Raw genomic sequence first — 22,159 nt, 5'->3', positions numbered from 1 at the left:
CTTACCGCTCAGCGGAGGCGGGTCATCTCGTCCTCGACGGTGGAGTGCAGCCGCCGGGCCTCGGCCAGATACGCGTCGCCGAGCCGTCCCCGCCCGGCGTCCCGGTGCAGCTCACCGAGGCGCCGGGCGGCCTGCCCCTGGCCGCGGCGGTCACCGATCTGCTCGAAGATCTCCAACGCCCGGCTGAGCCGGCTGATCGCCGCGTCACCGTGCTCCAGTTCGGCCAGGTCGCTGAGGCAGTACGCCTGGCCGTGCGCGTCGCCGATGGCGGTGAACCGGTCGAGCGCGGCGGTGAAGCAGTCGCGGGCCTCCGCTGCCTCGTCGAGCCACACCCGGATCAACCCGAGCCGGTGCAACAGGTGCGCGACCCGGTGCTGGTCGTCCACCTCGACCGCGAGCGGCAGGCCGGCGTTCAGTGAGCGGAGCGCTTCGGCCGGGTTCCGGCGGGCCAGCCACACCAGGGCGAGCGCGCCGTGCACGTACGCCTGGCCGTGCCGATCGCCGACCGCCTGGTAGGACGCCAGCGCCTGCCGGTAGCAGTCGTACGCGGTGTGGTGGTCGCCGCGCATCCGGTGAACCGATCCCAGCCCGGCCAGGGCGCCCGCCTCGCCGTGGGTGTTGCCCAGCCGGGCGTACGCCAGCCGGGCCCGGCTGAACGCCTCGGCGGCGGAGCCGTAATGATCGCGGTACAGGTGCAGTTGCCCGAGACCGCGCAGGCTCACCGCCTCGCCGAGCAGGTCACCACTGCGCCGGCAGACGTCGAGCGCGGTGCGGTGGGTCTGCTCCCACTCGGCGGTGTGGCCGCCGAGGTCGCACCAGGGCAGCATGGCATGCGCGAACTCCCAGGCAAGTTCCGAGCGGCCCAGCCGGGCGGCGAGGTCGACGGCGGTGAGCAGCGCCTGCCGTTCGACGGTGAACCAGGCGACCGGGTCCTTGGTCAGCTCGGCGGCGGCCGGTACCGGCCAGCGGGCCGCGATGCTCAGCCCGGGGCCGAAGATCTGGGCCGGCAGACTCCGCGCGGCCCGCTCGGCCAGGTCGAGGTAGCCACCGAGGACCCGGCACAGCATCGCCTCGTCGGCCGGGTCGGGCAGTTCCGGTGCCAGTGGACCGGCCGCGGTCGACAGCCGGAACCGCGGCTGCCCCAGCTCGTCGCGGCCGACCTGGCGTACCAGCCGGGCCTGCGCCAAGTCGTCCAGCACGTTCCGGGCGTCGTCCCGGTCCAGCAGGGCCGCCGCCACCCAGCCGGGTGCCGGATCGAGGTTGAGCAGGGCGAACCCGCGCAGCACGGTGGCGCCGGAGCCGTCCGGCCGGGCCGATCCGGCCGGGGCTGTCGGCTCGTCCTGGTGCAGCAGGCTGCGATGCAACCGGCGTAGCGGTTCGCCTGGTTCGATACCCAACCCTTCCACCAGGAACCGGCGGGCGCTGGAGTACGTCGACAGTGCCTCCGCCCGGCGGCCGGTCGCCTCGAGCGCGGTGACGAGCAGCCGCCAGGCCTCCTCCCGCAACGGGTCCTCGGTCACCAGCGCCCGCAGGTCGGCGATCGCCCCGGCGGGATCGCCGGCCTCGATACGTACCCGGGCCCGCTGCTCCCGCAGCAACCGCCAGCGTTCGATCAGGCGTTCCACCTCGGGCCGCCACAGCGGCGGGTGCGGCAGGTTCTCGACGGGTCCGCCCCGCCACAGCGCCAGCGCGGTGTCCAGCCGAGCCGGGTCGGTGGCCCGGTCGTACTCGTCGAAGCGGACCACGTCGAGTTCGGCGGGACCCAGTAGTAGCCGGTAGCCGGGCGGCTGCCGGCAGAGCCGGGCCGTGCCGAGGTGGCTACGCAGGGCGTGGACGTAGGTGTGCACGTTGGCCACCGCCGAGCGGGGTGGGTCGCGCGGCCAGAGCACCTCGATCAGCTGCTCCACCGCGACCGTGCGCTGGTTGTGGAGGGCGAGCGTGGCGAGCAGTTGGCGGGGCTTGACCCCGGGCAACCGGATGGGCACGCCGTCGCGCAGCAATTGCAGTGGGCCGAGTATGCGCAGCTCAAGTCCGTCTGACATCGCCACACCATCCGCGATCGATGATCGTCTTTGACGATGCTACGCGGGGGTGACCGGGCGGGGCCAGTGGTGGCAGCCGGCCGGGCGTTGATCGATTGTAGGGAATGTGGAGTCGGGCTGAAGGGGGCCGGGCCAGGCTGGTGATCCAGAGTGCTTAGGGAGAGGACGGCTAGATGCGACTACGTCACCTGCTGCGGGTCGTGAGCGCCTTCGTCATCGGCGTCGCGGGGACCCTGCTGGTCGCGAACCCGGCGCAGGCCGCGCCGGCGTTCCAACTCCCCTTCCCGTGCGGGCAGACCTGGCAGGGCAACAGCAGCAACAGCAGCGCGCACGTGTCCTGGGAGATCGACTTCAACCGGGGCTCCACCGCAACCGCGGATCTTGGTGACACGGTGCTGGCCGCGGCCGCCGGAACGGTCGAGGTCTCCGCGCACCAGGGCGAGACCAACGGCTACGGCAACCTGATCGTGATCAATCACGGTGGCGGGTACTACACGTACTACGCGCACCTGGACAAGCGGGCGGTGGTCGCCGGCGAGTCGGTGCTGCGGGGCCAGGCCATCGGGGCGGTCGGCAACACCAGCAGGTCGGGCAACAACATCTCCCCGCACCTGCACTACGAGGTGCGCTACCCGGACCGTTCCCAGTCGCACATCATCAAGGCGGTCTTCAACGCCTCCACCTTCTCCTACCCGAACGCATCGGTGAGCAGCGCGAACTGTGGCACCTCGTACGACCCGGCCGAGGTGTGCGGCAGCGGATTCGAGGTCATCGACTCGGCGAAGCTCGGCTCGGCGGGCACCACCAACCTGCTGTGGAAGGGCTCGACCAGCCAGAACTGCGTGGTCACCCTGAAGATGGCAAGCGTCGGTACGGCCACCGCCACGAGCGCCTTCCTCGAACCGCAGGGCTCGACGAGATCGACGGACTCCGGCAACTTCTCGTACTACGCGGGGCCGGTGATCCGTTCCTCGCCGGATTGCGTGAGGTGGGGCGGCAGCGCCGGCGGCTCGACCTACACCTCCGCCTTCGAGCACTGCGGCTGACCGCTCCCGTACTGACCAACAGCGTCGATCAAGAGGTTTGCGTCATACCGCCCGCCGGTACGTGACGCAAACCTCTTGATCAACGGAGTGTGGGCCTCAGTGGGCGCGGCGGACGTCGTAGGCGGGGTGGGTGGGGTGGGCGGCGAGGAAGTCGTGGCCGCGCATGCGGCACCAGGCGGGAATGTCCACGGCGGCGGCCGGGTCGTCGGCGAGCACCCGGACCACCCCGCCGACCGGCAGCTCGGGCAGCCGGCGGGCCAGGTTGATCACCGGTAGCGGGCAGCGCTGGCCCCGGCAGTCCAGCACCTCGTCCGGCTCGCTCACAGCCCCGTCACCCCCGCCTCGGCGCGCAGGTCGGCGACGATCCCGGGCAGCTCGGCGAGGAAGCGGTCCACGTCGGCCTCGGTGGTGTCCCGGTGCAGCGACACCCGGACGTTGCCGTGCGAAAGCACCCCCATCGCCTCCAGCACGTGCGACGGCCGCAACGTGGACGAGGTGCAGGAGGAGCCGGAGGAGACCGCGAAGCCCCGCCGGTCCAGCGCCTGCAGCAGCGCCTCGCCGTCCAGGTAGAGACAGGAGAAGGTGACCAGGTGCGGAAGGCGGTCCACGGGGTCGCCGACCACCTCCACGTCCGGCACCTCGGCCGCCACCCGGGCCCGGATCCGGTCCACCAGCGGCGCCAGCCGGGCCGTCTCGGCCGCCGCGTCGGCCGCCGCCGCGCGCAGGCTCGCCGCCGCGGCCACCACCGCGGGCAGGTTGAGCACCCCCGGGGTACGCCCCGACTCCCGCTCGTCGGCGGGGAACGGCGACTCCCAGCGGGTGCCCTTGCGGACCACCAGCAGCCCGACGCCGGGCGACCCGCCCCACTTGTGCGCGCTCGCGGTCAGCACCGACCAGCCGGCCGGCAGTGGCGCCCGGCCGACCAGTTGCGCCGCGTCGACGTACAGCGGCACCCCCGACTCGGCGCACGCCTCGGCCGCCGCCGGCACCGGCTGCACCGTGCCCACCTCGTGACTGGCCCCGATCAGGGCCGCCAGGGCCACCCCCGGGGCGGCCACCGCCGCCGCCCAGGAGTCCAGGTCCAGCCGGCCGAGCCGGTCCACCGGTACGCGGACCGTGTCGCCGCCACCGGCCACGTGCTGCTCCGCGGCGTGCAGCACCGCGGAGTGCTCGATCGCGGAGTGCACCAGGGTCGCCCCGACCCGGCGCCGCCCGATCAGGCCACCCAGCACGGCGGCGTGCGCCGCGGCCGTACCGCTGGGGGTGAAGGAGAGTTCGTCGGCGCGGACGCCGAGGGTCTGCGCGGCGGCCTCACGGGCGGCGTCGAGCAGTTGGCGGGCCCGGCGGGCCTGGGTGTAGAGCTTGCCCGGGTCCGCCCAGCCGTCGTCGAGCGCGGCCAGCAGCGCCTGCCGCGCGACCGGATGCAGCGGGGCGGCGGTGGCCGCGTCGAGGTAGACCGGGGAGGCGCTCACGCCGCCGCCTCGCTTCGCTCCGCGCCGGCGCGAGACGCCGCGCTACCGAGCCTGATGGTTCGATCGCTCACGAAGGCCGACGCTATCGCGCCGGCCCCCGGCGGAGGACTCGATGGGGGCGGAGAGTGACCCCAAGACGGTCTGGCCCGTCATGGTCGAGTAATCTGCGACCGTCGGTGACGCCTTTGCCGTGGGTGCTGGAGGAAACAGCCACCGCGGCGCGCTAGGGAGGCAGGACCAGGTGGTCGCAAGGAGTTCGGAGGTACGGTCGTCAGCCGTACGGCACAGCGCTTCCCCAGGAGCCGGTGGACGCCGGCGGCGTGGTGCTGGTCGGCTCGCCGGGCTCGGTCTCGGCGGAGCCGCGCTGCTGGTTCTGCTCACCGGCTGCGACGTCGGCAAGACGTTCGACGGCTTCGGGTGGCCGCAGGGTGGCATCACTCCGCAGTCGCACCGGATGTACGACCTGTGGATCGCGTCCTGCATCGCGGCGCTCGCGGTCGGCGTGTTCGTCTGGGGCCTGATCTTCTGGTGCGTGATCCGCTACCGGAAGCGCGGCAACAAGCTGCCGGTGCAGACCCGCTACAACCTGCCGATGGAGTTCCTCTACACCATCGCGCCGATCCTCGTGGTCTCCGTGCTCTTCTACTACACGGCCGTCGTGCAGACCAACGTGGACAAGACCACGAAGAACCCCGACGTGACCGTCGAGGTTGTCGGATTCAAGTGGAACTGGCAGTTCAACTACCGCGACGGCCAGGGCCCGGACGCCAACACCGTCGCCTCGGTCCTCGGCACCAGTGACGTCATCCCGGTGCTGGTCCTGCCCACCGGCAAGTCCATCCGGTTCGAGGAGACCAGCCGCGACGTCATCCACTCCTTCTGGGTGCCGGAGCTGCTGTTCAAGCGCGATGTCTTCCCGGGCAACGTCCGCAACGTCTTCGAGGTCACCAGCCTCGACCAGGAGGGCGCGTACGTCGGCCGCTGCGCCGAGCTGTGCGGCACCTACCACGCCTTCATGAACTTCGAGCTGCGGGTCGTCTCGCCGCAGCAGTACGACCAGTTCCTGGCGGAGAAGAAGGCCGGCAAGTCGACGCAGGAGGCGCTCACGGCGATCGGCGAGAAGCCGTACGCCGAGACGACCGTGCCGTTCGACACCCGGCGTACCAAGAACAACTTCAACCCGTCCGACGCGTCGGCCGGCGCGGGAAGCTGAGGTATCCGGCATGAAGACCGAGTGGCGAATCTTCCTGACCGTCGCGGCGTTCCTCTTCGGCGTCACCATCCTCTACGGCGCCTGGACGCACGGCGAGTCCGGCCGGATCGAGTGGGTCGGCACGGTGGCCCTGCTGCTGTCGTTCCTGCTCTGCTCGATGTGCGGCGGCTTCTTCTGGTTCATCTCCCGGCGCATCGACCTGCGTCCGGAGGACCGGGCGGACGGCGAGATCGCCGACGGCGCGGGCGAGGTCGGCTTCTTCAGCCCGGGCAGCTACTGGCCGTTCGGCCTGGCCCTGGCCGCCGCGATCGCCGGTATGGGGCTGGTCTTCTGGCAGATGTGGCTGCTGGGCGCGGGCCTGGTGGCGGTCATCTTCACCGCCTGCGGCCTGCTCTTCGAGTACTACTCCGGCACCCGCCGGACCGCCGAGCACTGAGCTGACGGCCACACCGTGAGGCCCGCCTCCCGTCGGGGAGGCGGGCCTCACGTGTGCGTCGGATGCGTCCCGGCCGGTGCCGCCGCCACCCGGGGCAGGTCGGCCGGAGGGTCAGGCGGCGCGGCGGGGGGCCGGGCGGCGGCCGGGGCGCGGGGCGCGGACGGCGGCGTCGGCGACCAGCAGGCCCGCGCCGCAGCCGGTGCAGGCCAGCTCTGACCATCCGGCGTGGCCGTCGGCCTGGGGTGGCGTCTCGAACAGCATGACGCCCCGGCAGATGTCGCAGTAGAGCTCTCGGTCCGACACGGGCGTCTCCTCTCGCCTCCGGTGTCCGCCGAGGACTGGTGCCGGCATCGGCGGAAAACGGAAAATTACTCCCGTGTAGTTTGGCACGCCGGTATGACACCTCCGCGCGGGCCCGGCGTACCGGGGTGCGACGCGGTCCGGCGGATCACCGGCCGGCCCGCGGTCAGAGGGAGCGGCCGACCTCGAGCCACCGGTCCAGGACACCGGCCGCGGCCCCGGAGTCGATCGACTCGGCCGCCCGGGCCAGGCCGGCCCGCAGCGCCTCGTGCAGGTCGCCGTCGAGCGGGCCCTGGGTGGCCAGCGCCGCCGCGGCGTTGACCAGCACGGCGTCCCGGACCGGGCCGGTCTCGCCGGCCAGCAGCCGACGGGCCACGCCGGCGTTGTACGCGGCGTCCCCGCCCCGCAGATCGGCCAGGGTGGACCGGGGTACCCCCAGCTCCGTCGCGTCCAGCAGCGCCTCCCTGACGGTGCCCTGCTGGGCCACCCAGACCCGGGTCGGCGCGGCGGTGGTGAACTCGTCCAGCCCGTCCTCGCCACGCATCACGACCACCGAGTCCCCACGGGCCGCGAAGACGGCCGCCATCACCGGCGCCATCCGCAGGTCGAAGCAGCCGACCGCGCCGGCCCGGGGGCGGGCCGGGTTGGTCAGGGGGCCGAGAAAGTTGAAGAAGGTGGGCACGCCGACCTCCCGCCGGACCGGCCCGGCGTGGCGCATCCCAGGGTGGAACCGGGCCGCGAAGCAGAAGCCGATGCCGGCCTCCGCCACACACCGGGCCACCTGCTCGGGCGTCAGGTCCAGCGGTACGCCGAGGTGCTCCAGCAGGTCGGCGGTGCCGCACGAGGAGGAGGCGGCCCGGTTGCCGTGCTTGACCACCCGTACGCCCGCCCCGGCCACCACGAGCGCGGTCATCGTGGAGATGTTGACCGTGTGGGCGAGGTCACCGCCGGTGCCGACCACGTCGAGCGCGGTGGCGCGTACCTCCTCGGGGAGCTCGACCTCGACGGAGCGGCCGAGCATCGCCTCCACCAGGCCGGCCAGCTCGGCCGGCGTCTCACCCTTGGCGCGCAGCGCCACCGCGAAGCCGGCCACCTGCGCCGGGCTGGCCGAACCGGTCATGATCTCGTCCATCGCCCAGGCGGTGTCGGCGGTGGCGAGTTCCTCACCGCGCAGCAGCGCGTTGAGCAGCAGTGGCCAGGTCCGTTCGCCCATGGTGGGCCTCCTGAGCGGGGCGTGGAATGCGGGGTGGCGGCCTTCGTGCGGACCGGAACGCCGCCGCGCGGCGCGGTGGCCCGGATCATGGCCGGAACGCCGGCGCCACGGCCACGCTGCCGTGGCGCCGAGTGGGCCGGCTCAGGCCACGGCGTGCGTACGCCGCAGCAGTTCGGCGACGGTGGTGCCGGTGGTCACCGGGTCGAGCGGGTGGGTCAGCGTGGCGTCCACCTCGGCGTACGCGGCCAGCCAGCGGTCGGCGGCGCGGGCGAGCACCACACAGGTCGGCGGGGCGTCGTCCCGGTCGTCCTTGATCTGGCGGGCGATGCCGATGCCGCCGCCCGGGGTCGCCTCGCCGTCGAGCAGGAGCAGGTCGATCTCGTAGTCGTCGACGAGCCGGACGCACTCGGCGTAGTCGGAGGCCTCGGCGAACTCGATCTCGAGGCCCGGCGCGGGCCGGGTGCCGACCGCGAGCCGCATCCGGTCACGGACCTTCGGATCGTCGCTGTAGAGCAGGACGGTGTAAAGACGCTCACTCATACCGGCACTCCCACTTCGTAGCTGCCCGCTGATCGTAGCGGGCGTCACAGCGGGCGGACGGCCCGCCCTGGCGTACCCCCTCGGGGAGCTCAACCAGCGGCTTCCGCGGCCCGCTCGCGGGCCTCCTGGCGGTCCAGTTCGCGGTCCAACCGGCGGGCCTCGCGCTCCGACTGTTTGATCCACTGGACGACGAGCACGGCCAGCATGGTGACGCTGACGAACTCTCCGCCGGCCCAGAGCACGCCGCCGGCCACCACCTGGTCGTTCCACGGGTCCGACCAGGTCAGCCCCAGCGACGGGTACCAGTCGCCGCCGAACAGGGTGGTGCTCTGCATGATCGTGAGCCCGAGCACGGTGTGGAACGGCACCGAGAGCACCATCAGCAGCGCCCGGGCCGGGTACGGCCAGCGGCCGGGCAGCGGGTCCAGGCCGAGCAGCGGCCAGAAGAAGACGCAGCCGGTGGCGATGAAGTGGGCGTGGACCAGCTCGTGCGCCCACTCGTGCTGCAGCGTGTAGCTGTACAGGTCGGTGAAGTAGAGCGCGAACGGGTTCACCACGAAGATGGCGAACGCGACCAGCGGGAAGCTGTAGATCCGGACGATCCGGCTGTGCACGATCGCCAGCAGCCGCTTGCGGGGCCGCACCGGGAGGGTGCGCAGGGCGAGCGTCACCGGGGCGCCCAGCGCCAGGAAGATCGGCGAGATCATGGACAGCACCATGTGCTGCACCATGTGGACCGACAGCAGCGCGGTGTCGTACGCGCCCAGCCCGCTGAGCGTGACCGACGCGATGCCGCCCAGGCCGGGGACGAGGAAGCACACCGTCCGGATGACCGGCCAGCGGTCGCCGCGCAGCCGCAGCCGGTACACGCCGTACAGGTAGAGGCCGGCGGCGAGGAGCAGCCCGAGGGTGAGCCAGCTGTTGAGCTGGGTCTCGGTGAGGATCCGCGCGACGGTGAAGGGCGGCGGGACGGCCGCACCGCCCGCCGCCAGGATCGCCGGGGCGGCGGGTGGCGGAGCCACCGAGGTGACGGTGATGATCGGATCGACGTGCAGCACGCTTTTCAGGGTAGGTCAGGCGAAGCGGACGACCCCGATCGGGCCACGACCGGCACAGGTTTGCCACCCCGCTGATCGTCGGTCCCGGTCAGGGGCAATAATGACCGCGTGACTGCGGCCCCAGCCATTGACAAGAGCCGGATCCACTCCCTGACGCGTCCCAACATGGTCAGCGTCGGGACGATCGTGTGGCTCTCCAGCGAACTCATGTTCTTCGCGGCGCTGTTCGCGATGTACTTCTCGATCCGCGCGGCGGCGCCGGAGCAGTGGGAGAAGCACACCGAGATCCTGAATGTGCCCTACGCGACCACCTTCACGGTGATCCTGGTGCTCTCCTCGGTGACCTGCCAGCTCGGTGTCTTCGCGGCCGAGAAGGGTGACGTCCACGCCCTCCGCCGGTGGTTCACGATCACCTTCGTGATGGGTCTGATCTTCGTGCTCGGCCAGGCGAACGAGTACCGCAACCTGGTGCACGAGGGCGTCAAGATCAACGCGGACGGGTACGGGTCGATGTTCTACCTGACCACCGGCTTCCACGGTCTGCACGTGACCGGCGGTCTGATCGCCTTCATCATCTTCATGATCCGCACCACCATGGGCCGGTTCACCCCGGCGCAGGCCACGTCGGCCATCGTCGTGTCCTACTACTGGCACTTCGTCGACGTCGTGTGGATCGGGCTCTACGCCATGATCTACTGGCTCCAGTGATCTTGGCGCGTCACGAACCGCGCCGCTGCTCCGTCCCCTGAGACAAGGTCCAACCGGTTAAGGACACAGGTCATGACTTCTGACAACGACCGCCGACGCGGTCTGCTCGCGCGGTTGCGCGGGCGGCCCGTAGCGCGCAGCAGGGGCCGCCGCCGGCTGGGTGCCGCGGTCCGGCTGGCCGCCGCGCTGATGCTGGCCGGCGGCGCCTACACCGTCTTCGCCCCCGGCGTGCAGGCGCAGGACACGCCGCCCCTGAGCGCCGCCGCCAACGAGGGCAAGGCGCTGTTCGACGTGAGCTGTGTGAGCTGCCACGGTCGCAACGCCCAGGGCATCGAAGGCCGCGGTCCGAGCCTGATCGGTGTGGGTTCGGCGTCGGTCGAGTTCCAGGTCAGCAGCGGTCGGATGCCGATGGCCCGCCAGGAAGCCCAGGCCATGCGCAAGCCGCCGTCGTTCACCGACGAGCAGGTGCGCCAGCTCGGCCAGTACATCCAGGAGCTCGGCGGCGGCCCGGAGGTCCCGGCGGGCAACAACCTGCGCCAGAACGCCAACCTGGCCACCGGTGGCGAGCTCTTCCGGATCAACTGCTCGCAGTGCCACGCCTTCGGCGGTGGCGGCGGTGCGCTTTCCTCCGGCAAGTACGCGCCGAGCCTCAAGCCGGCCAGCGACCGGCAGATCTACGCCGCCATGCTGAGCGGCCCGCAGAACATGCCGGTGTTCGGGGACAACCAGATCTCTCCGCAGGAGAAGGCGGACATCATCGCCTACATCCAGGACACCCTGAAGACCGACCAGGACCAGGGCGGTCTCAACCTGGGCCGGTACGGCCCGTCGACCGAGGGCCTGGCGGCCTTCCTGGTCGGCATCGTCGCGCTGGTCTTCGCGAGCCTGTGGATTGCGGGCAAGTCGTGACCGAGCGAACCATTCGTTTCAGTGCTGCGGCGTCGACCCCCGGCGCCGCCCGTAGCGAGGTGGCGGCATGAGCACGCATATCGAGCGCCAGGCACCGCAGGGGCGGGAGCCGCTCGACCTGGACGACCCGCGGCTGTCCCGGTTCGACATCGTCCAGGAGGGCGCGCGGCGGGACGACATCGAGATCGTCCACTACGAGCCGCAGGTGGTCCCGGGCAGCCGGGCGGAGCGCCGGCTGACCCGTACCGTCGCCACGTTCTTCCTGCTGACCGGCCTGGCCGCCACCGCGTTCCTGGTCGTCTACATCTGGTGGCCGTGGGAGTGGGAGCCGGGCCGCGGCGGTGACAACTGGTACACCCCGCTGCTCGGCGTGACCCTCGGCATCGCGCTGCTCGGCATCGGCTTCGGCATCCTCACCTGGGGCAAGAAGCTGCTGCCGAAGGAGGTCTCGATCCAGGACCGGCACGACCAGCCGAGCTCCTCGGAGGACCGCCGGATCACCGGCGAGACCATGCTCTACATGGCCGACGAGCTGGGCGTCCGGCGTCGGCCGCTGCTCGGCGCCTCGCTGATGGCCGGTCTCGCGCCGGTCGGCCTGGTGGCCGCGGCGCCGCTGGTGGGCGGTCTGATCGAGAACCCGCACAAGAACAACCAGATGTTCACCACCGGGTTCAAGCCGATGGACGGGAAGAAGATCCGCCTGATCCGCGAGGACGGCCGGCCGATCCGCCCGGCGGACGTCAGCGTCGGTGGTCAGCTCACCGTGTTCCCGGGCGTCGACGGCGGCGTCAGCAACAAGTACGCCGACTCGCCGACCCTGCTGATCCACCTGCGTGACGGCGACGCGGAGAAGTCCCGCACCGCCAACGCCCGGGTCGGGCACGGCGACTACATGTGGGGCAACTTCGCGGCGTTCTCCAAGATCTGCACGCACGCCGGCTGCCCGGCGAGCCTCTACGAGCAGCAGACCAACCGGCTGCTCTGCCCCTGCCACCAGTCGCAGTTCCTCATCACCGACAACGCCGAGCCGGTCTTCGGCCCGGCCAACCGACGGCTGCCGCAGCTGCCGCTCGAGGTGGACGAGGAGGGCTTCTTCGTGGCGAAGTCCGACTACACCGAAACCATCGGCCCCGACTTCTGGGAGCGGCCATGAAGCGCCGAAAGTTTGACGTAGCCGCGGTGCCGGCCCGGACCGCCGGCGCGCTGGACGACCGGTTCTCGGCGGCCACCCCACTGCGCAAGCTGCTGAACAAGGTCTTCCCCGACCACTGGTCCTTCCTGCTCGGCGAGATCGCGCTCTTCTCGTTCGTCGTGCTGCTGCTGACCGGTGTGTTCCTGACCTTCTTCTTCGAGCCGTCGATGGCCGAGGTGGTCTACAACGGCAGCTACGCCCCGCTGCGGGGCACTCCGATGTCGGCCGCGTACGCCTCCAGCCTGGACATCTCGTTCGATGTCCGCGGTGGTCTGATCATGCGGCAGATGCACCACTGGTCGGCCCTGCTGTTCATGGCCGCCATCGTGGTGCACATGCTCCGGGTGTTCTTCACCGGCGCGTTCCGCAAGCCGCGTGAGACGAACTGGATCATCGGCTCGCTGCTGTTCTGGGTGGGCTTCCTGGCGGGCTTCACCGGCTACTCGCTGCCGGACGACGGCCTGTCGGGCACCGGTCTGCGGATCGCCTCCGGCATCATCCTGTCGATTCCGGTGATCGGCTCCTGGGTCAGCTCGTCGATCTTCGGCGGGGAGTTCCCGGGCACCATCATCATCAGCCGGTTCTTCATCGCCCACGTGCTGCTCGTCCCGGGTCTGCTGGTGGCGCTGATCAGCGTCCACCTGGGCCTGGTCTTCAAGCAGAAGCACACCCAGTGGCCCGGCCCCGGCCGGACCAACGACAACGTGGTCGGCGAGCGGATGTTCCCGCGCTACGCGATCAAGCAGGCCGGCTTCTTCCTGGTCGTCTTCGGCGTGATCGCGCTGATGGGTGGCCTGTTCCAGATCAACCCGATCTGGTTCTTCGGTCCGTACGAGGCGTGGGTGGTCTCCGCGGCCAGCCAGCCCGACTGGTACGTCATGTTCCTCGACGGCTCGACCCGCCTCATGCCGGGCTGGGAGATCAGCATCCCGATCGGCGACGGGTACGTCATCCCGCCGCTGTTCTGGCCGACGGTCGTGCTCCCCGGCATCCTGGTGGGCCTGTCGACGATGTACCCGTTCCTGGAGGCCCGCCGCCTCAAGGACTACCGCCACCACAACCTGCTCCAGCGGCCCCGGGACGTCCCGGCCCGGACCGGACTGGGTGCGATGGCGGTGACGTTCTTCATCGTGCTGACCCTCTCCGGCGCCAACGACGTCATCGCCGACAAGTTCCACATCAGCCTGAACGCGATGACCTGGGCGGGCCGGGTCGGCCTGCTGATCCTCCCGCCGCTGGCGTACTACGTCACCCACCGCATCTGCCTCGGTCTGCAGCAGCACGACCGGGAGGTGCTGGCCCACGGCGTGGAGACCGGCATCATCAAGCGGATGCCGGACGGCCGGTTCGTCGAGGTCCACCAGCCGCTCAGCTCGGCCGAGGGCCACGAGGCGCTGGACTACGTCGGCTGGGTCGTCCCGAAGAAGATGAACCGGCTCGGTGCCCTCGGCCCGGCGGTCCGGGGCTTCTTCTACCCGATCGAGAAGCCGGTCGAGGCGCCGGTTTCGCCGGGGCACCCGCCGGTCGAGCCCCGACCGGAGCGCGAGGAGATCGGCAGCGGCGAGAGCCGTCGCTGATCCTCTGACCGAGTACCACTGATCGTGGCGCCCGCCGGCTCTCCGGCGGGCGCCACGGCCGTTTCCGCGCCGTCCGTCCCGTCCCGCCCGCCGCGTGCCCCATGCTTCCGCTCCGCTGCCCCGCCACCCCCCGACCCGGACGGGTGGATTCGCAGGAATAACCCCGGTCAGCCGGGTATCCGTGCGGTCCAACGAAAAAGGGGGGGAAAGATGTTGGGTATCAAACGCCTCGGACTCCTGGCTGCCATGGTGGTGGTCGGGTTGGCGCCCGCCGCGGCGGCGCAGGCCGCGGCACAGCCGTCGACGCAGGACACCCAGTACCTGCAGGCGCTGCACCAGGTCAACCTCTTCGAGATCGCCTCGGGCAACCTGGCCCAGCAGAAGGGGCAGAACGAGCAGGTGAAGGATCTGGGCAAGCAGTTCGTTACGGACCACACCCAGCTGGACGACTCGGTGAAGTCCACCGCGCAGCAGTTGAACGTCCAGTTGCCGAACAGCCCGACCGCGGACCAGCAGAACATCCTCAACCAGCTGAACGGCCTCAGCGGGGCTGAGTTCGACAAGGCGTGGGTGACCGCCGAGCTGAACGGTCACGTCCAAGCCATCCAGGCCACTCAGACCCAGATCTCGCAGGGTTCCGAGCAGTCGGTGATCACGCTGGCCCAGGACGCGCTGCCGGTGCTCCAGGCGCACCTCGACGCCCTGACGTCGCTGGCTGAGACCCTGGGCATCCCGGTGCCGCAGACCAGCCCCAGCGGCACGCCCAGCCCGGGCGGCACCACCACGCCGGCTCCGGGCGGCACCGAGTCCCCGGCTCCGGGCACGACCGAGACGCCGGCTCCGGGCACCACGGAGACCCCGGCGCCGAGCCAGAGCTGACCCGTACGACCGATGGTGGCCGGTCCGTCCCTGGGGGATGGGCCGGCCACCACGTGTACCTGGGGTCAGTCGGCGTTGGCCAGCCCGATCGCGAACGCCTCCTCCAGGTCGTGCTGCGAGTACGCCCGGAACGCGATGTGCGACTCGGTGTTGATCACCCCGGGCACCTTGGAGATGCTGCCGGCGATGACCTGGGCGATCTGCTCGAACTCGCGGACCCGGACCATGGCGATCAGGTCGACGTGACCGGCCACCGAGTAGACCTCGCTGACGCCGGGCAGGTTGGCCAGGGTTTCGGCCACCTCGGGGATGGAGTCGGTGGCGCAGTCGATCAGCACGATCGCGGTGATCACGGGACATTTCTCCGTTCGTCGACGTCGTGGCCCATGCTAGAGGTTCGCCTGGTCAGCCCGTCCCCGGCTCGGCGATCTGGGCCGCCGGGACGGTCAGTCCGCCCGGGGCGCGGACCGCGTCGGTGAGCCGTTCGTCCGGCCCGACCGTCGCGCCGGGCCAGACCACGGCGCGGGCGACCTCGCCCCGGACGGTCGCCCCCGCGCCGATCACCGCCCGGCGTACCCACCCGGTGACCGTCGCGCTCGGGTGCACGAGGCTGCCGTCGCCGGCCGCGTGCAGGTTGGCCGCCAGGTAGTCGGCCGGGGTGCCGGTGTCGTAGAAGGTGCCCCGGTAGGGCACCACCGCCAGCGCGCCGGCCGCCTCCGCCGGTCGCCACACCGCCCGTACCAGGTCGCCGAAGGTCGCCGGCAGGTCCCGCACCAGCCGCCAGGGCAGCAGCGAGAACCCGACGAACCGGTGGCCGCCGAAGGTGCCCGGAGCCGCCGGGTCGTCGGCCGGCTGGCCGAGCAGGCGTACGCTCCGCCCGTCCCAGCCGTCCAGCAGCGCGGCGACGTCCGGCCCCGGCGGGGCGACCGGATCGGCCAGGTACGCGTCGGCGTTGCCGACCAGCACCCCCCGCCCGGCGACCCAGTCCCGCAGGTTGCCCAGCCCGCCGGCGGTGCCGAGCGGATCGCCCGGCTCGACCGACAGGTGGGCCCGGGAGCCGACGTGCGCCACCACGAGGTCGCCCAGGTAACAGGCGTTCACCGCGACGTGTTCCGGGCCGGTCAGGCCGAGCCCGGCCAGCCGGTCGAGGGCCCGGTCCAGCAGCGGCACGTTGCCGACCGGGCAGAGCGCCTTGGGCACCCGCTCGGTCAGCGGGCGCAGCCGGGTGCCCTCGCCGGCCGCGAGCACCACCGCGCAGACGTCCACCGCCGCCCGCCAGCCGGGACCCGCCGCGCCGGCCCGGCCGGTCGGCGTACGCTGGCCGCCGGCCCGGTCGGGGCGGTCCGTGCCACCCGATCGGGGCGGGCCGGCGGGGCCGGTCACGCGGTGGGAGGCGCCGCCGGCGGAACCTCGCCGGCGCGCGGGCCGATGTCGTAGTAGGCGAGCAGGTTGGCGGTGGCCCGGCTCAGCCGGGGCAGATCGTCCAGCGGGTGCCAGGCCGCCTCCAGCACCTCGGCGCCGTCCACCTTCAGCTCGGCGGTCGAGGCCGGCACCTCGGTCTCGAAGACCACGTCGACCCAACCCTTGGCGTGCACCACGGCATTGGGCACGGCCGGACGCAGCCGGTCGGGGGAGAGCCGGATGCCCGACTCCTCGTGCAGCTCGCGGGCCGCGCCGACCACCGGCGCCTCACCGCGTTGCAGCAGCCCGGCCGGCAGGGTCCAGCTGTAGCCGGGCGGCTGGCGCAGCAGCAGGAGCCGCCCCGCGCCACCGGCCTCGGCGTCCCGGACCAGGGTGACCGCGCCGACGACGTACTTCGGCACGGCCAGGCGGACCAGCCGACGCCGCAGCGGGACGGGAAGGCGGTAGAAGAGTTGATAGCCGAGGGCCCGTCCGGTGGCACGCGCGCGGGGGATCATGCCTGTAAGGCTAGTGGCCATGGGGCTCCGCCGGATGAACGGCTTTCGGCTAGTGCCGGTGGTCGACGAGGTCGATCAGCTGCTGGACCACCGTGTCCGGCTCGACCGCCCGGTCGAAGACCGCCACCAGCAGGGTTTCCAGGTCCGGATAGCCCAGTTCCTCGGACAGCCGTAGCAGCGGCAGGTCGCTGGCCAGGCCCCGGTTGTGCTTGCGCAGCGCGAGGCCGATGGTGGCCCGGCCGAGGCGTACCTTGTCGGCGATCGTGATGCCCGGCTCGGTGTGCTCGGCGAACCAGCGGTTGATCTGCATCTGGGCGTGCGGCGACTTGACGAAGCGCAGCCACTCCCGGCGCGGCCCGCGCGGCGCGGCGTCGGCCTCGAAGCCGGTCTCCGCGTCGCTCTCGGTGAAGATCTCCACCACGTCGCCCTCCTCCAGCTCGGAGGAGAGCGGGGCCAGCCGCCCGTTGATCCGGGCGGCGAGGCAGTGGTCGCCCCGCTCGGTGCCCAGCTCGTACGCCAGGTCGACCGGGGTCGCGCCGGCCGGGAGGACGACCTGCCGCCCGTCGGCGACCACCTGGATCTGCGCCTCCGCCAGGTCGCAGCGCAGCGACTCCATGAACTGGGTCGGGTCGACGGTCTCCTGCTCCCAGTCGAGCACCCGGCGCAGCCAGGCCAGCTCGTCGGCCCGGTCGGCGGCCCGCCCGGCGGCGCCCGGGAAACGGTAGTGGGCGGCGATGCCGTACTCGGCGGAACGGTGCATCTCCTCGGTGCGGATGAGCACCTCCACCGTACGGTCCTGCGGGCCGCGGACGCTGGTGTGCAGCGAGCGGTAGAGGTTGTTCTTGGGGGAGGCGATGAAGTCCTTGAAGCGGCCCGGCACCGGCCGCCACAGCCCGTGCACCGCGCCGAGGGCGGCGTAGCAGTCGGTGGCCGGACCGTCCACCACGATCGCGATGCGGGGCAGGTCGTACGGGACCGCGTACCCGCCCGCCACGGTGTCCTTCCAGATCGAGTAGAGGTGCCGGGGGCGGGGGGAGACCTCGGCGTCGACCCGGCTGCGGCGCAGCGCCACCCTGGTCTTCGCCACCACCTCGGCGAGGTATGCGTCCCACCCGGGCCGGTCGTGCACGTGCCGGGCGATCCGGGCGTGCTCCTCGGGGTGCAGGTGCAGCAGCACCACGTCGTCCAGCTCGCGTTTCAGGCTCTGGATGCCCAGCCGGTCGCAGAGCGGGACGAGTACCTCCTCGGTCTTGCGCGCGATCCGCTCCCGCGAGGCGGCGGAGCGTACGCCGAGGGTGCGCATGTTGTGCAGCCGGTCGGCCAGCTTGATGATCAGCACCCGGACGTCCTTGCCGGCCGCGACGATCATCTTGCGGACGGTCTCCGCCTCGGCGGCCTTGCCGTAGAACGCCTTGTCGAACTTGGTCACCCCGTCGACCAGGTGGGCGACCTCGCGGCCGAAGTCCTCCTGGAGGGCCTGGAGGGTGTAGCGGGTGTCCTCCACGGTGTCGTGCAGCAGCGCGGCGACCAGGGTGATGGTGTCCATGCCGAGGTCGGCGCAGATCTGGGCGACGGCGAGGGGATGGGTGATGTACGGCTCGCCGCTCTTGCGGAACTGGCCGCGGTGCATGTTCTCGGCGATCGTGTACGCCCGCCGCAGCACCGACGCTTCGGCGTTGGCGTGGATGCCCCGGTGGGCGCGGACCAGCGCGCTGACCGGTTCGGTGTCGTTGGTGGGCCAGGTGAGCAGGGAGCGCAGCCGGCGGGTCAGCGGCAGTTCGCCCGGCTGGGTCGGGAGGGCGCCGCCCAGGGCGGCGCCGTGTCCGGCGTCGACGTCCACCTGGGACACCTCCTCACCCCGGCCCCGGGCCGCCGTGCCGCGACCGGGAGCAGGCCCGCGAAACGGGCAGGACTGCACTCTCTTAACAGACTAAGGGAGTTGACGTAGTCCGATCGGACACTTGGTCATGAGCGTTCGGTCGAGAGTTGGTGGGACCCTCCGTTTTCGGCCTTCGCCAGTAGGGCGCGGAACCGGCCTGCGCCGACGGTCGGCGACGCCCAGCCGGAGGAGGCCTCCACCAGCCGGGTCTCCGGTCGCTCCAACCAGGACAGGATGCGTTCGGTCTCCTCGGCGGAGGCCGCCGGAACCGGACCGTGACCGGGCAGGACGGTCTCGGCGGTCGCCCGGATCGCGTTCAGCGTCGGTCTCGGATGGACGCCCGGCGGGGAGACGCCCGCGCCGGCCAGCCGGCCGTGCCGGACCAGGGCCAGCTCCCAGCCGCCCCGGGCGTGCGGGCGGGCGGCCGCCAGCTCGGCGATGCGGGTCAGCGCGACCAGGCGCTGCATCCGGACCGCCGCGCGCAGCACCGCGGCCAGCCGGGCGCGCGCCACCGCGGCCTCCTCGTACCGCTGTGCCTGGGAGAGCACCTCGATCCGGGCGAGCAGGGCGTCCACCACCACCTGCGGGTCGTCGGTGGTCGCGGTACGGAACGGGGTGGCGGCGCGGTGGTCGTATTCCTCCGGGGTGATCCGGTGCTCGCAGGGTGCCGGGCAGCGACCCAGCTCGGCCAGCGCGCAGGCCGGAATGGTGGTACGCCGGGAGAGCCGGTGGGTGCACTGGCGCAACGGCACCGCGTCGTGGAAGCCGGCGGCGGCCAGCTCGGCGGCCTGCTTGGAGCGGAACGGGCCGAGGTAGGCGGTGTCGGTGGGGGCGAGGTCGCGCACGATCGACAGCCTCGGGTACGCCTCGTCGGTCAGCTTCAGCCAGACCTGGCGTTCCGGGTACTTCGAGCGCCGGTTGTACGGCGGCGCGTGCGCGGCGATCAACCGCAGCTCGCGGACCTCCGCCTCCAGCGAGTGCGCGCACTCGACGGCCTCGACCCGCTCGGCGGCGGCCAGCATCTCCGAGATCCGGGCCCGTTTCTCCGCCGCGGTGAAGTAGCTGCGGACCCGGGTGGCGATGTCGCCGGAGGTGCCGACGTAGAGCGGCCGGTCGTCGGCGGCCCGGAAGATGTAGACCCCGGGCACCTTCGGCAGCCCGTCGGCGAGGTGGCGTTTGCGGCGCTGGGTGGGGGTGACCGCCTTGGCGAACTCGATCGCCTCGCCGATGGTGTCCACCCGGTGCCCGCCGAGCCGGCCGATCAGCCCGTGCAGCACGTCGACGGTGGCCTTCGCGTCGTCCAACGCCCGGTGGGTCGGCTGGGTGGCGGTGCGGAAGTAGGCGGCCAGGGTGCCCAGCTTGCGGTTGGGCACCTCGTCGCGGGTGAGCACCCGGCGGGCCAGCGCCGCGGTGTCCAGCACCCGCGGGTTGGGCCAGCGGTAGCCGTGCTTCGCGCAGGCGGCCTTCAGGAAGCCCACGTCGTACGGGGCGTTGTGGGCGACCAGCACGGCGTCGGCGATGAACTCCAGGAAGCTCGGCAGCACCTGCTCGATCGGCGGGGCGGGGAGCAGCATGGCCTGGGTGATGCCGGTCAGCACGGTGATGAACGGCGGGATCGGCTCGCCGGGGTTGACCAGGGTGGCCAGCACCCCCAGCTCCTCGCCGCCGCGCACCTTGACCGCGCCGATCTCGGTGATCCCGCCGCCGTCCGGCGCGCCGCCGGTGGTCTCCAGGTCGACCACCACGAAGGTGGTCGCGTAGAGCGGCAGCGCGGGGTCGACCCCGGTGCCCGCCGCCCGGTCCAGGCCGGCCAGCGTCTCCTGGACGTACTCGGCTCGCGTCACGGGCGGCACGCTAGCGGCCGGGTGCGACACTCCCGTCCCACCGGTCCCAGCCGTTGCCACAGGATTAGGATGAGAGATCGGCTCACTCACCGGGCGGTGAGCCCGTCCGCGGTGGGAGACTTGCCACATGCCCCTCACCGAGCCGTACGACGACCACCTCCCCGAGGAGGGGCCCGTGGCCGCCGTGCACGACGCCGGTGAGAGCCCGCGGGCTTCGAGTACGGACGCCGCCAGCGGGTCGACCGATCCCGGCGGGCCGGCCGACCCCGAGCCCGAGCCGGTCCTGCCCGAGCCGGTCCGGCAGCGGATCGTGGCGCTCACCGCGGCCGTGCTGCCCGGATTGCCCGCCGACGAGGTGCCCGTCCCGTTGCGCCGGGTCGCCAAGTTCGCCCCGAACCGGCGTGCCCGGCTGGGCGCCCCGGTCATCGCCGCCCAGCTCACCGCCGACCCGCTGTTCCGGCAGCGGATCGCCGCACGGGTGCTGGCCGATGCCGGCGACCTGGGCGCGGCCGTCGTGGAGGGGACCGCTCCGGCCGCCGCCGACCCGGTCGAGGTGGCCGCCCTGGCCTATCTGGCCCGGCCCGAGGGCTGGCGCGAACTGATCGAGGCGAGCGGCGCCGCGGTGCGCGCGGAGGCGGACAGTGCGGTGGTGGCCGAGCTGGTCCGGGAGGCCGAGCAGCGGGCCACCCGCGCCGAGCACGACCGGGCCGTGGCCCGGGTCGAGGCGGAGAAGCTCCGCGACGAGCTGGCCCGGGTGCGGGAGGAGTTGGGCCAGCTCCGCGAGGAGGCGCGCCAGCTCGCCCGGGCCCTGCGGGAGACCCAGGGCCGGGAGCGCAAGGCCACCGAGATGCTGGCCACCGAGCGGGGCCGGGCCGCGCGGGCGGCGGCGGACGCGGACGCCGAGCTGCGCCGCGTACGGGCCCGGCTGGCCGAGGCGGAGTCCGCGGCGGGGGTGGCCCGGGCGGTCGCCAAGGAGGCCCGTTCGGTCGACGACGCGAAACTGTGGCTGCTGCTGGAGACCATCGGGCAGGCAGCGGTGGGGTTGCGCCGTGAGCTGGCGCTCGATCCGGTGGAGAAGCTGCCGGCGGACTTCGTCGCGGACGCCTTCGCCGACCAGTCGGCGGCCACCCCGGCCGGTGCCGCCGCCCGTGCCCGGGACACCGACGATCCGGCCCGGCTGGACCAGCTGCTCGCGCTGCCCAAGGCGCACCTGGTGGTCGACGGCTACAACGTCACCAAGCGCGGCTTCGGTGAGATGTCGCTGGAGCAGCAGCGTAAACGGCTGATCGGCGGGTTGGGTGGGATCGCCGCGCAGACCGGCGACGAGGTCACCGTGGTCTTCGACGGCGCGGAGCGGATCCACGGGTTGCCGCCCTCGCCGCGCGGGGTGCGGGTGCTCTTCTCCCGCAAGGGGGAGACCGCGGACGAGTTGATCCGCCGGCTGGTCCGCGCCGAGCCGCCGGGCCGGCCGGTGGTGGTGGTCTCCTCCGACCGCGAGGTCGCCGACGGGGTACGCCGACACGGCGCGTACCCGCTCGGCGCCGACTCGCTGCTGCGTCGGCTGTCCCGCTCCTGACTGTTGATCACCGGTTGTCCGTTTCTGTCGTACCCGGTGACTAGTGTCCGACCTGACCGACGGTGGCCGGGTGGTGACGACGAGGTCGCGCCCGCCGCCAGACTCCGTCAGGAGGCACGATGCTCATCGACTGTGACACCTGTGGGATCCGTGGCGCCGGCTGCTCCGGCTGCCTGGTGACCGCGTTGCTCGACGTGGACTCGCCGGTGGCCCGGCTGGACGCGGCCGAGCACCGGGCGATCGAGGTGTTCGCCCGGGCCGGCTTCGCGGTGGAGGTGCTGGCGCCGGCTCCGGCCGCCCGCCCCCGCCGGACCCGGCGGGGGCGGGCGGCGTGAACCACCGCGGTTCGGGCGGCG

At 72.3% G+C, this 22,159-nt stretch carries 22 protein-coding genes; 10 read left to right on the top strand and 12 right to left on the bottom strand.

What is annotated here, in order from left to right:
• Window positions 1-8: 8 nt before the first annotated feature.
• Window positions 9-2,042 carry an AfsR/SARP family transcriptional regulator gene (locus tag GA0070604_RS23265; protein WP_091122552.1) on the bottom strand — a complete coding sequence of 678 codons (2,034 nt, stop codon included), beginning with the start codon at window positions 2,040-2,042 and terminating at the stop codon, window positions 9-11.
• A gap of 173 nt (window positions 2,043-2,215) precedes the next feature.
• On the opposite strand from GA0070604_RS23265, the gene GA0070604_RS23260 reads away from it, so the two are divergent.
• Window positions 2,216-3,088, top strand: a complete 873-nt coding sequence (locus GA0070604_RS23260) for a M23 family metallopeptidase (protein ID WP_091122548.1) — start codon at window positions 2,216-2,218, stop codon at window positions 3,086-3,088.
• Between the two features lie 96 nt (window positions 3,089-3,184).
• Here GA0070604_RS23260 and GA0070604_RS23255 read toward each other — a convergent pair whose 3' ends face one another.
• Window positions 3,185-3,412: a sulfurtransferase TusA family protein gene (locus GA0070604_RS23255; RefSeq protein WP_091122544.1), complete on the bottom strand. Its 228-nt coding sequence runs from the start codon at window positions 3,410-3,412 to the stop codon at window positions 3,185-3,187.
• Window positions 3,409-4,560, bottom strand: coding sequence for a cysteine desulfurase family protein (locus GA0070604_RS23250; RefSeq protein ID WP_091122541.1), 1,152 nt, complete (start codon window positions 4,558-4,560; stop codon window positions 3,409-3,411). Before GA0070604_RS23250 ends, GA0070604_RS23255 begins: the two co-directional genes overlap by 4 nt.
• 241 nt (window positions 4,561-4,801) lie before the next feature.
• Between GA0070604_RS23250 and ctaC the strand changes: the two genes are divergently transcribed.
• Together ctaC and GA0070604_RS23240 are read left to right on the top strand one after the other, a co-directional pair.
• The gene (gene ctaC, locus GA0070604_RS23245) at window positions 4,802-5,773 is read left to right on the top strand and encodes an aa3-type cytochrome oxidase subunit II (protein ID WP_091122538.1); all 972 of its coding nucleotides are present in this window, start codon (window positions 4,802-4,804) and stop codon (window positions 5,771-5,773) included.
• A 10-nt stretch (window positions 5,774-5,783) separates the two neighbouring features.
• Entirely contained in the window at window positions 5,784-6,209 is a 426-nt protein-coding gene (locus GA0070604_RS23240) for a cytochrome c oxidase subunit 4 (RefSeq protein WP_091122534.1), read from the top strand.
• Window positions 6,210-6,320: 111 nt separating this feature from the next.
• On the opposite strand, the gene GA0070604_RS23235 is transcribed toward GA0070604_RS23240, so the two are convergent.
• The 4 genes from GA0070604_RS23235 to GA0070604_RS23220 all read right to left on the bottom strand — a co-directional run bounded on the left by GA0070604_RS23235 (window position 6,321) and on the right by GA0070604_RS23220 (window position 9,320).
• On the bottom strand, window positions 6,321-6,512 hold the full coding sequence (locus GA0070604_RS23235; protein ID WP_091122531.1) for a hypothetical protein: 192 nt from the start codon (window positions 6,510-6,512) through the stop codon (window positions 6,321-6,323).
• 163 nt (window positions 6,513-6,675) lie between these two features.
• Window positions 6,676-7,722: an anthranilate phosphoribosyltransferase gene (gene trpD, locus GA0070604_RS23230; RefSeq protein WP_091122527.1), complete on the bottom strand. Its 1,047-nt coding sequence runs from the start codon at window positions 7,720-7,722 to the stop codon at window positions 6,676-6,678.
• Window positions 7,723-7,863: 141 nt separating this feature from the next.
• Window positions 7,864-8,262: a helix-turn-helix domain-containing protein gene (locus tag GA0070604_RS23225; protein ID WP_091122524.1), complete on the bottom strand. Its 399-nt coding sequence runs from the start codon at window positions 8,260-8,262 to the stop codon at window positions 7,864-7,866.
• An 89-nt stretch (window positions 8,263-8,351) separates the two neighbouring features.
• Window positions 8,352-9,320, bottom strand: a complete 969-nt coding sequence (locus GA0070604_RS23220) for a cytochrome c oxidase assembly protein (protein ID WP_091122521.1) — start codon at window positions 9,318-9,320, stop codon at window positions 8,352-8,354.
• Window positions 9,321-9,428: 108 nt separating this feature from the next.
• On the opposite strand from GA0070604_RS23220, the gene ctaE reads away from it, so the two are divergent.
• From ctaE to GA0070604_RS23195, 5 genes are all read left to right on the top strand, one after another.
• On the top strand, window positions 9,429-10,028 hold the full coding sequence (gene ctaE, locus GA0070604_RS23215) for an aa3-type cytochrome oxidase subunit III (RefSeq protein WP_091122517.1): 600 nt from the start codon (window positions 9,429-9,431) through the stop codon (window positions 10,026-10,028).
• A 72-nt stretch (window positions 10,029-10,100) separates the two neighbouring features.
• A complete protein-coding gene (gene qcrC, locus GA0070604_RS23210) occupies window positions 10,101-10,937 on the top strand; it encodes a cytochrome bc1 complex diheme cytochrome c subunit (protein WP_091122513.1) in 837 nt (278 codons plus the stop codon).
• 67 nt (window positions 10,938-11,004) lie between these two features.
• Entirely contained in the window at window positions 11,005-12,090 is a 1,086-nt protein-coding gene (gene qcrA, locus GA0070604_RS23205) for a cytochrome bc1 complex Rieske iron-sulfur subunit (protein ID WP_091122510.1), read from the top strand.
• On the top strand, window positions 12,087-13,706 hold the full coding sequence (gene qcrB, locus GA0070604_RS23200; RefSeq protein ID WP_091122507.1) for a cytochrome bc1 complex cytochrome b subunit: 1,620 nt from the start codon (window positions 12,087-12,089) through the stop codon (window positions 13,704-13,706). The genes qcrA and qcrB overlap by 4 nt, the downstream gene beginning before the upstream one ends.
• 210 nt (window positions 13,707-13,916) lie before the next feature.
• The gene (locus GA0070604_RS23195) at window positions 13,917-14,585 is read left to right on the top strand and encodes a DUF4142 domain-containing protein (RefSeq protein WP_091122503.1); all 669 of its coding nucleotides are present in this window, start codon (window positions 13,917-13,919) and stop codon (window positions 14,583-14,585) included.
• 65 nt (window positions 14,586-14,650) lie between these two features.
• Here the strand turns inward: GA0070604_RS23195 and GA0070604_RS23190 are convergent, their stop codons facing one another.
• The 5 genes from GA0070604_RS23190 to GA0070604_RS23170 all read right to left on the bottom strand — a co-directional run bounded on the left by GA0070604_RS23190 (window position 14,651) and on the right by GA0070604_RS23170 (window position 20,227).
• The gene (locus GA0070604_RS23190) at window positions 14,651-14,938 is read right to left on the bottom strand and encodes an Lrp/AsnC family transcriptional regulator (protein WP_091122500.1); all 288 of its coding nucleotides are present in this window, start codon (window positions 14,936-14,938) and stop codon (window positions 14,651-14,653) included.
• Between the two features lie 52 nt (window positions 14,939-14,990).
• Window positions 14,991-15,851: a nucleotidyltransferase family protein gene (locus GA0070604_RS23185; protein ID WP_244162233.1), complete on the bottom strand. Its 861-nt coding sequence runs from the start codon at window positions 15,849-15,851 to the stop codon at window positions 14,991-14,993.
• A gap of 113 nt (window positions 15,852-15,964) precedes the next feature.
• Entirely contained in the window at window positions 15,965-16,504 is a 540-nt protein-coding gene (locus GA0070604_RS23180) for an NUDIX hydrolase (RefSeq protein ID WP_091122494.1), read from the bottom strand.
• A 49-nt stretch (window positions 16,505-16,553) separates the two neighbouring features.
• A complete protein-coding gene (locus GA0070604_RS23175; RefSeq protein WP_091122490.1) occupies window positions 16,554-18,344 on the bottom strand; it encodes a RelA/SpoT family protein in 1,791 nt (596 codons plus the stop codon).
• A gap of 125 nt (window positions 18,345-18,469) precedes the next feature.
• The gene (locus GA0070604_RS23170) at window positions 18,470-20,227 is read right to left on the bottom strand and encodes a DEDD exonuclease domain-containing protein (protein WP_091122487.1); all 1,758 of its coding nucleotides are present in this window, start codon (window positions 20,225-20,227) and stop codon (window positions 18,470-18,472) included.
• Between the two features lie 127 nt (window positions 20,228-20,354).
• Here GA0070604_RS23170 and GA0070604_RS23165 point away from each other — a divergent pair, with 127 nt between their 5' ends.
• Both GA0070604_RS23165 and GA0070604_RS23160 read left to right on the top strand, forming a co-directional pair.
• Window positions 20,355-21,803, top strand: a complete 1,449-nt coding sequence (locus GA0070604_RS23165) for an NYN domain-containing protein (RefSeq protein WP_091122483.1) — start codon at window positions 20,355-20,357, stop codon at window positions 21,801-21,803.
• A 119-nt stretch (window positions 21,804-21,922) separates the two neighbouring features.
• Window positions 21,923-22,138 carry a hypothetical protein gene (locus GA0070604_RS23160; RefSeq protein WP_091122479.1) on the top strand — a complete coding sequence of 72 codons (216 nt, stop codon included), beginning with the start codon at window positions 21,923-21,925 and terminating at the stop codon, window positions 22,136-22,138.
• The last annotated feature ends 21 nt before the right edge of the window (window positions 22,139-22,159 follow it).

It is taken from the genome of Micromonospora eburnea (assembly GCF_900090225.1).
Lineage (GTDB): Bacteria > Actinomycetota > Actinomycetes > Mycobacteriales > Micromonosporaceae > Micromonospora > Micromonospora eburnea.
This window is presented reverse-complemented; position numbering and strand designations above follow the sequence as displayed.

Coding starts and splice junctions, on each gene's coding strand:
- GA0070604_RS23265 (WP_091122552.1), bottom strand. CDS start 2,042: ATGTCAGACGGACTTGAGCTGCGCATACTCGGCCCACTGCAATTGCTG.
- GA0070604_RS23260 (WP_091122548.1), top strand. CDS start 2,216: ATGCGACTACGTCACCTGCTGCGGGTCGTGAGCGCCTTCGTCATCGGC.
- GA0070604_RS23240 (WP_091122534.1), top strand. CDS start 5,784: ATGAAGACCGAGTGGCGAATCTTCCTGACCGTCGCGGCGTTCCTCTTC.
- trpD (WP_091122527.1), bottom strand. CDS start 7,722: ATGGGCGAACGGACCTGGCCACTGCTGCTCAACGCGCTGCTGCGCGGT.
- GA0070604_RS23225 (WP_091122524.1), bottom strand. CDS start 8,262: ATGAGTGAGCGTCTTTACACCGTCCTGCTCTACAGCGACGATCCGAAG.
- qcrC (WP_091122513.1), top strand. CDS start 10,101: ATGACTTCTGACAACGACCGCCGACGCGGTCTGCTCGCGCGGTTGCGC.
- qcrA (WP_091122510.1), top strand. CDS start 11,005: ATGAGCACGCATATCGAGCGCCAGGCACCGCAGGGGCGGGAGCCGCTC.
- qcrB (WP_091122507.1), top strand. CDS start 12,087: ATGAAGCGCCGAAAGTTTGACGTAGCCGCGGTGCCGGCCCGGACCGCC.
- GA0070604_RS23195 (WP_091122503.1), top strand. CDS start 13,917: ATGTTGGGTATCAAACGCCTCGGACTCCTGGCTGCCATGGTGGTGGTC.
- GA0070604_RS23180 (WP_091122494.1), bottom strand. CDS start 16,504: ATGATCCCCCGCGCGCGTGCCACCGGACGGGCCCTCGGCTATCAACTC.
- GA0070604_RS23165 (WP_091122483.1), top strand. CDS start 20,355: ATGCCCCTCACCGAGCCGTACGACGACCACCTCCCCGAGGAGGGGCCC.
- GA0070604_RS23160 (WP_091122479.1), top strand. CDS start 21,923: ATGCTCATCGACTGTGACACCTGTGGGATCCGTGGCGCCGGCTGCTCC.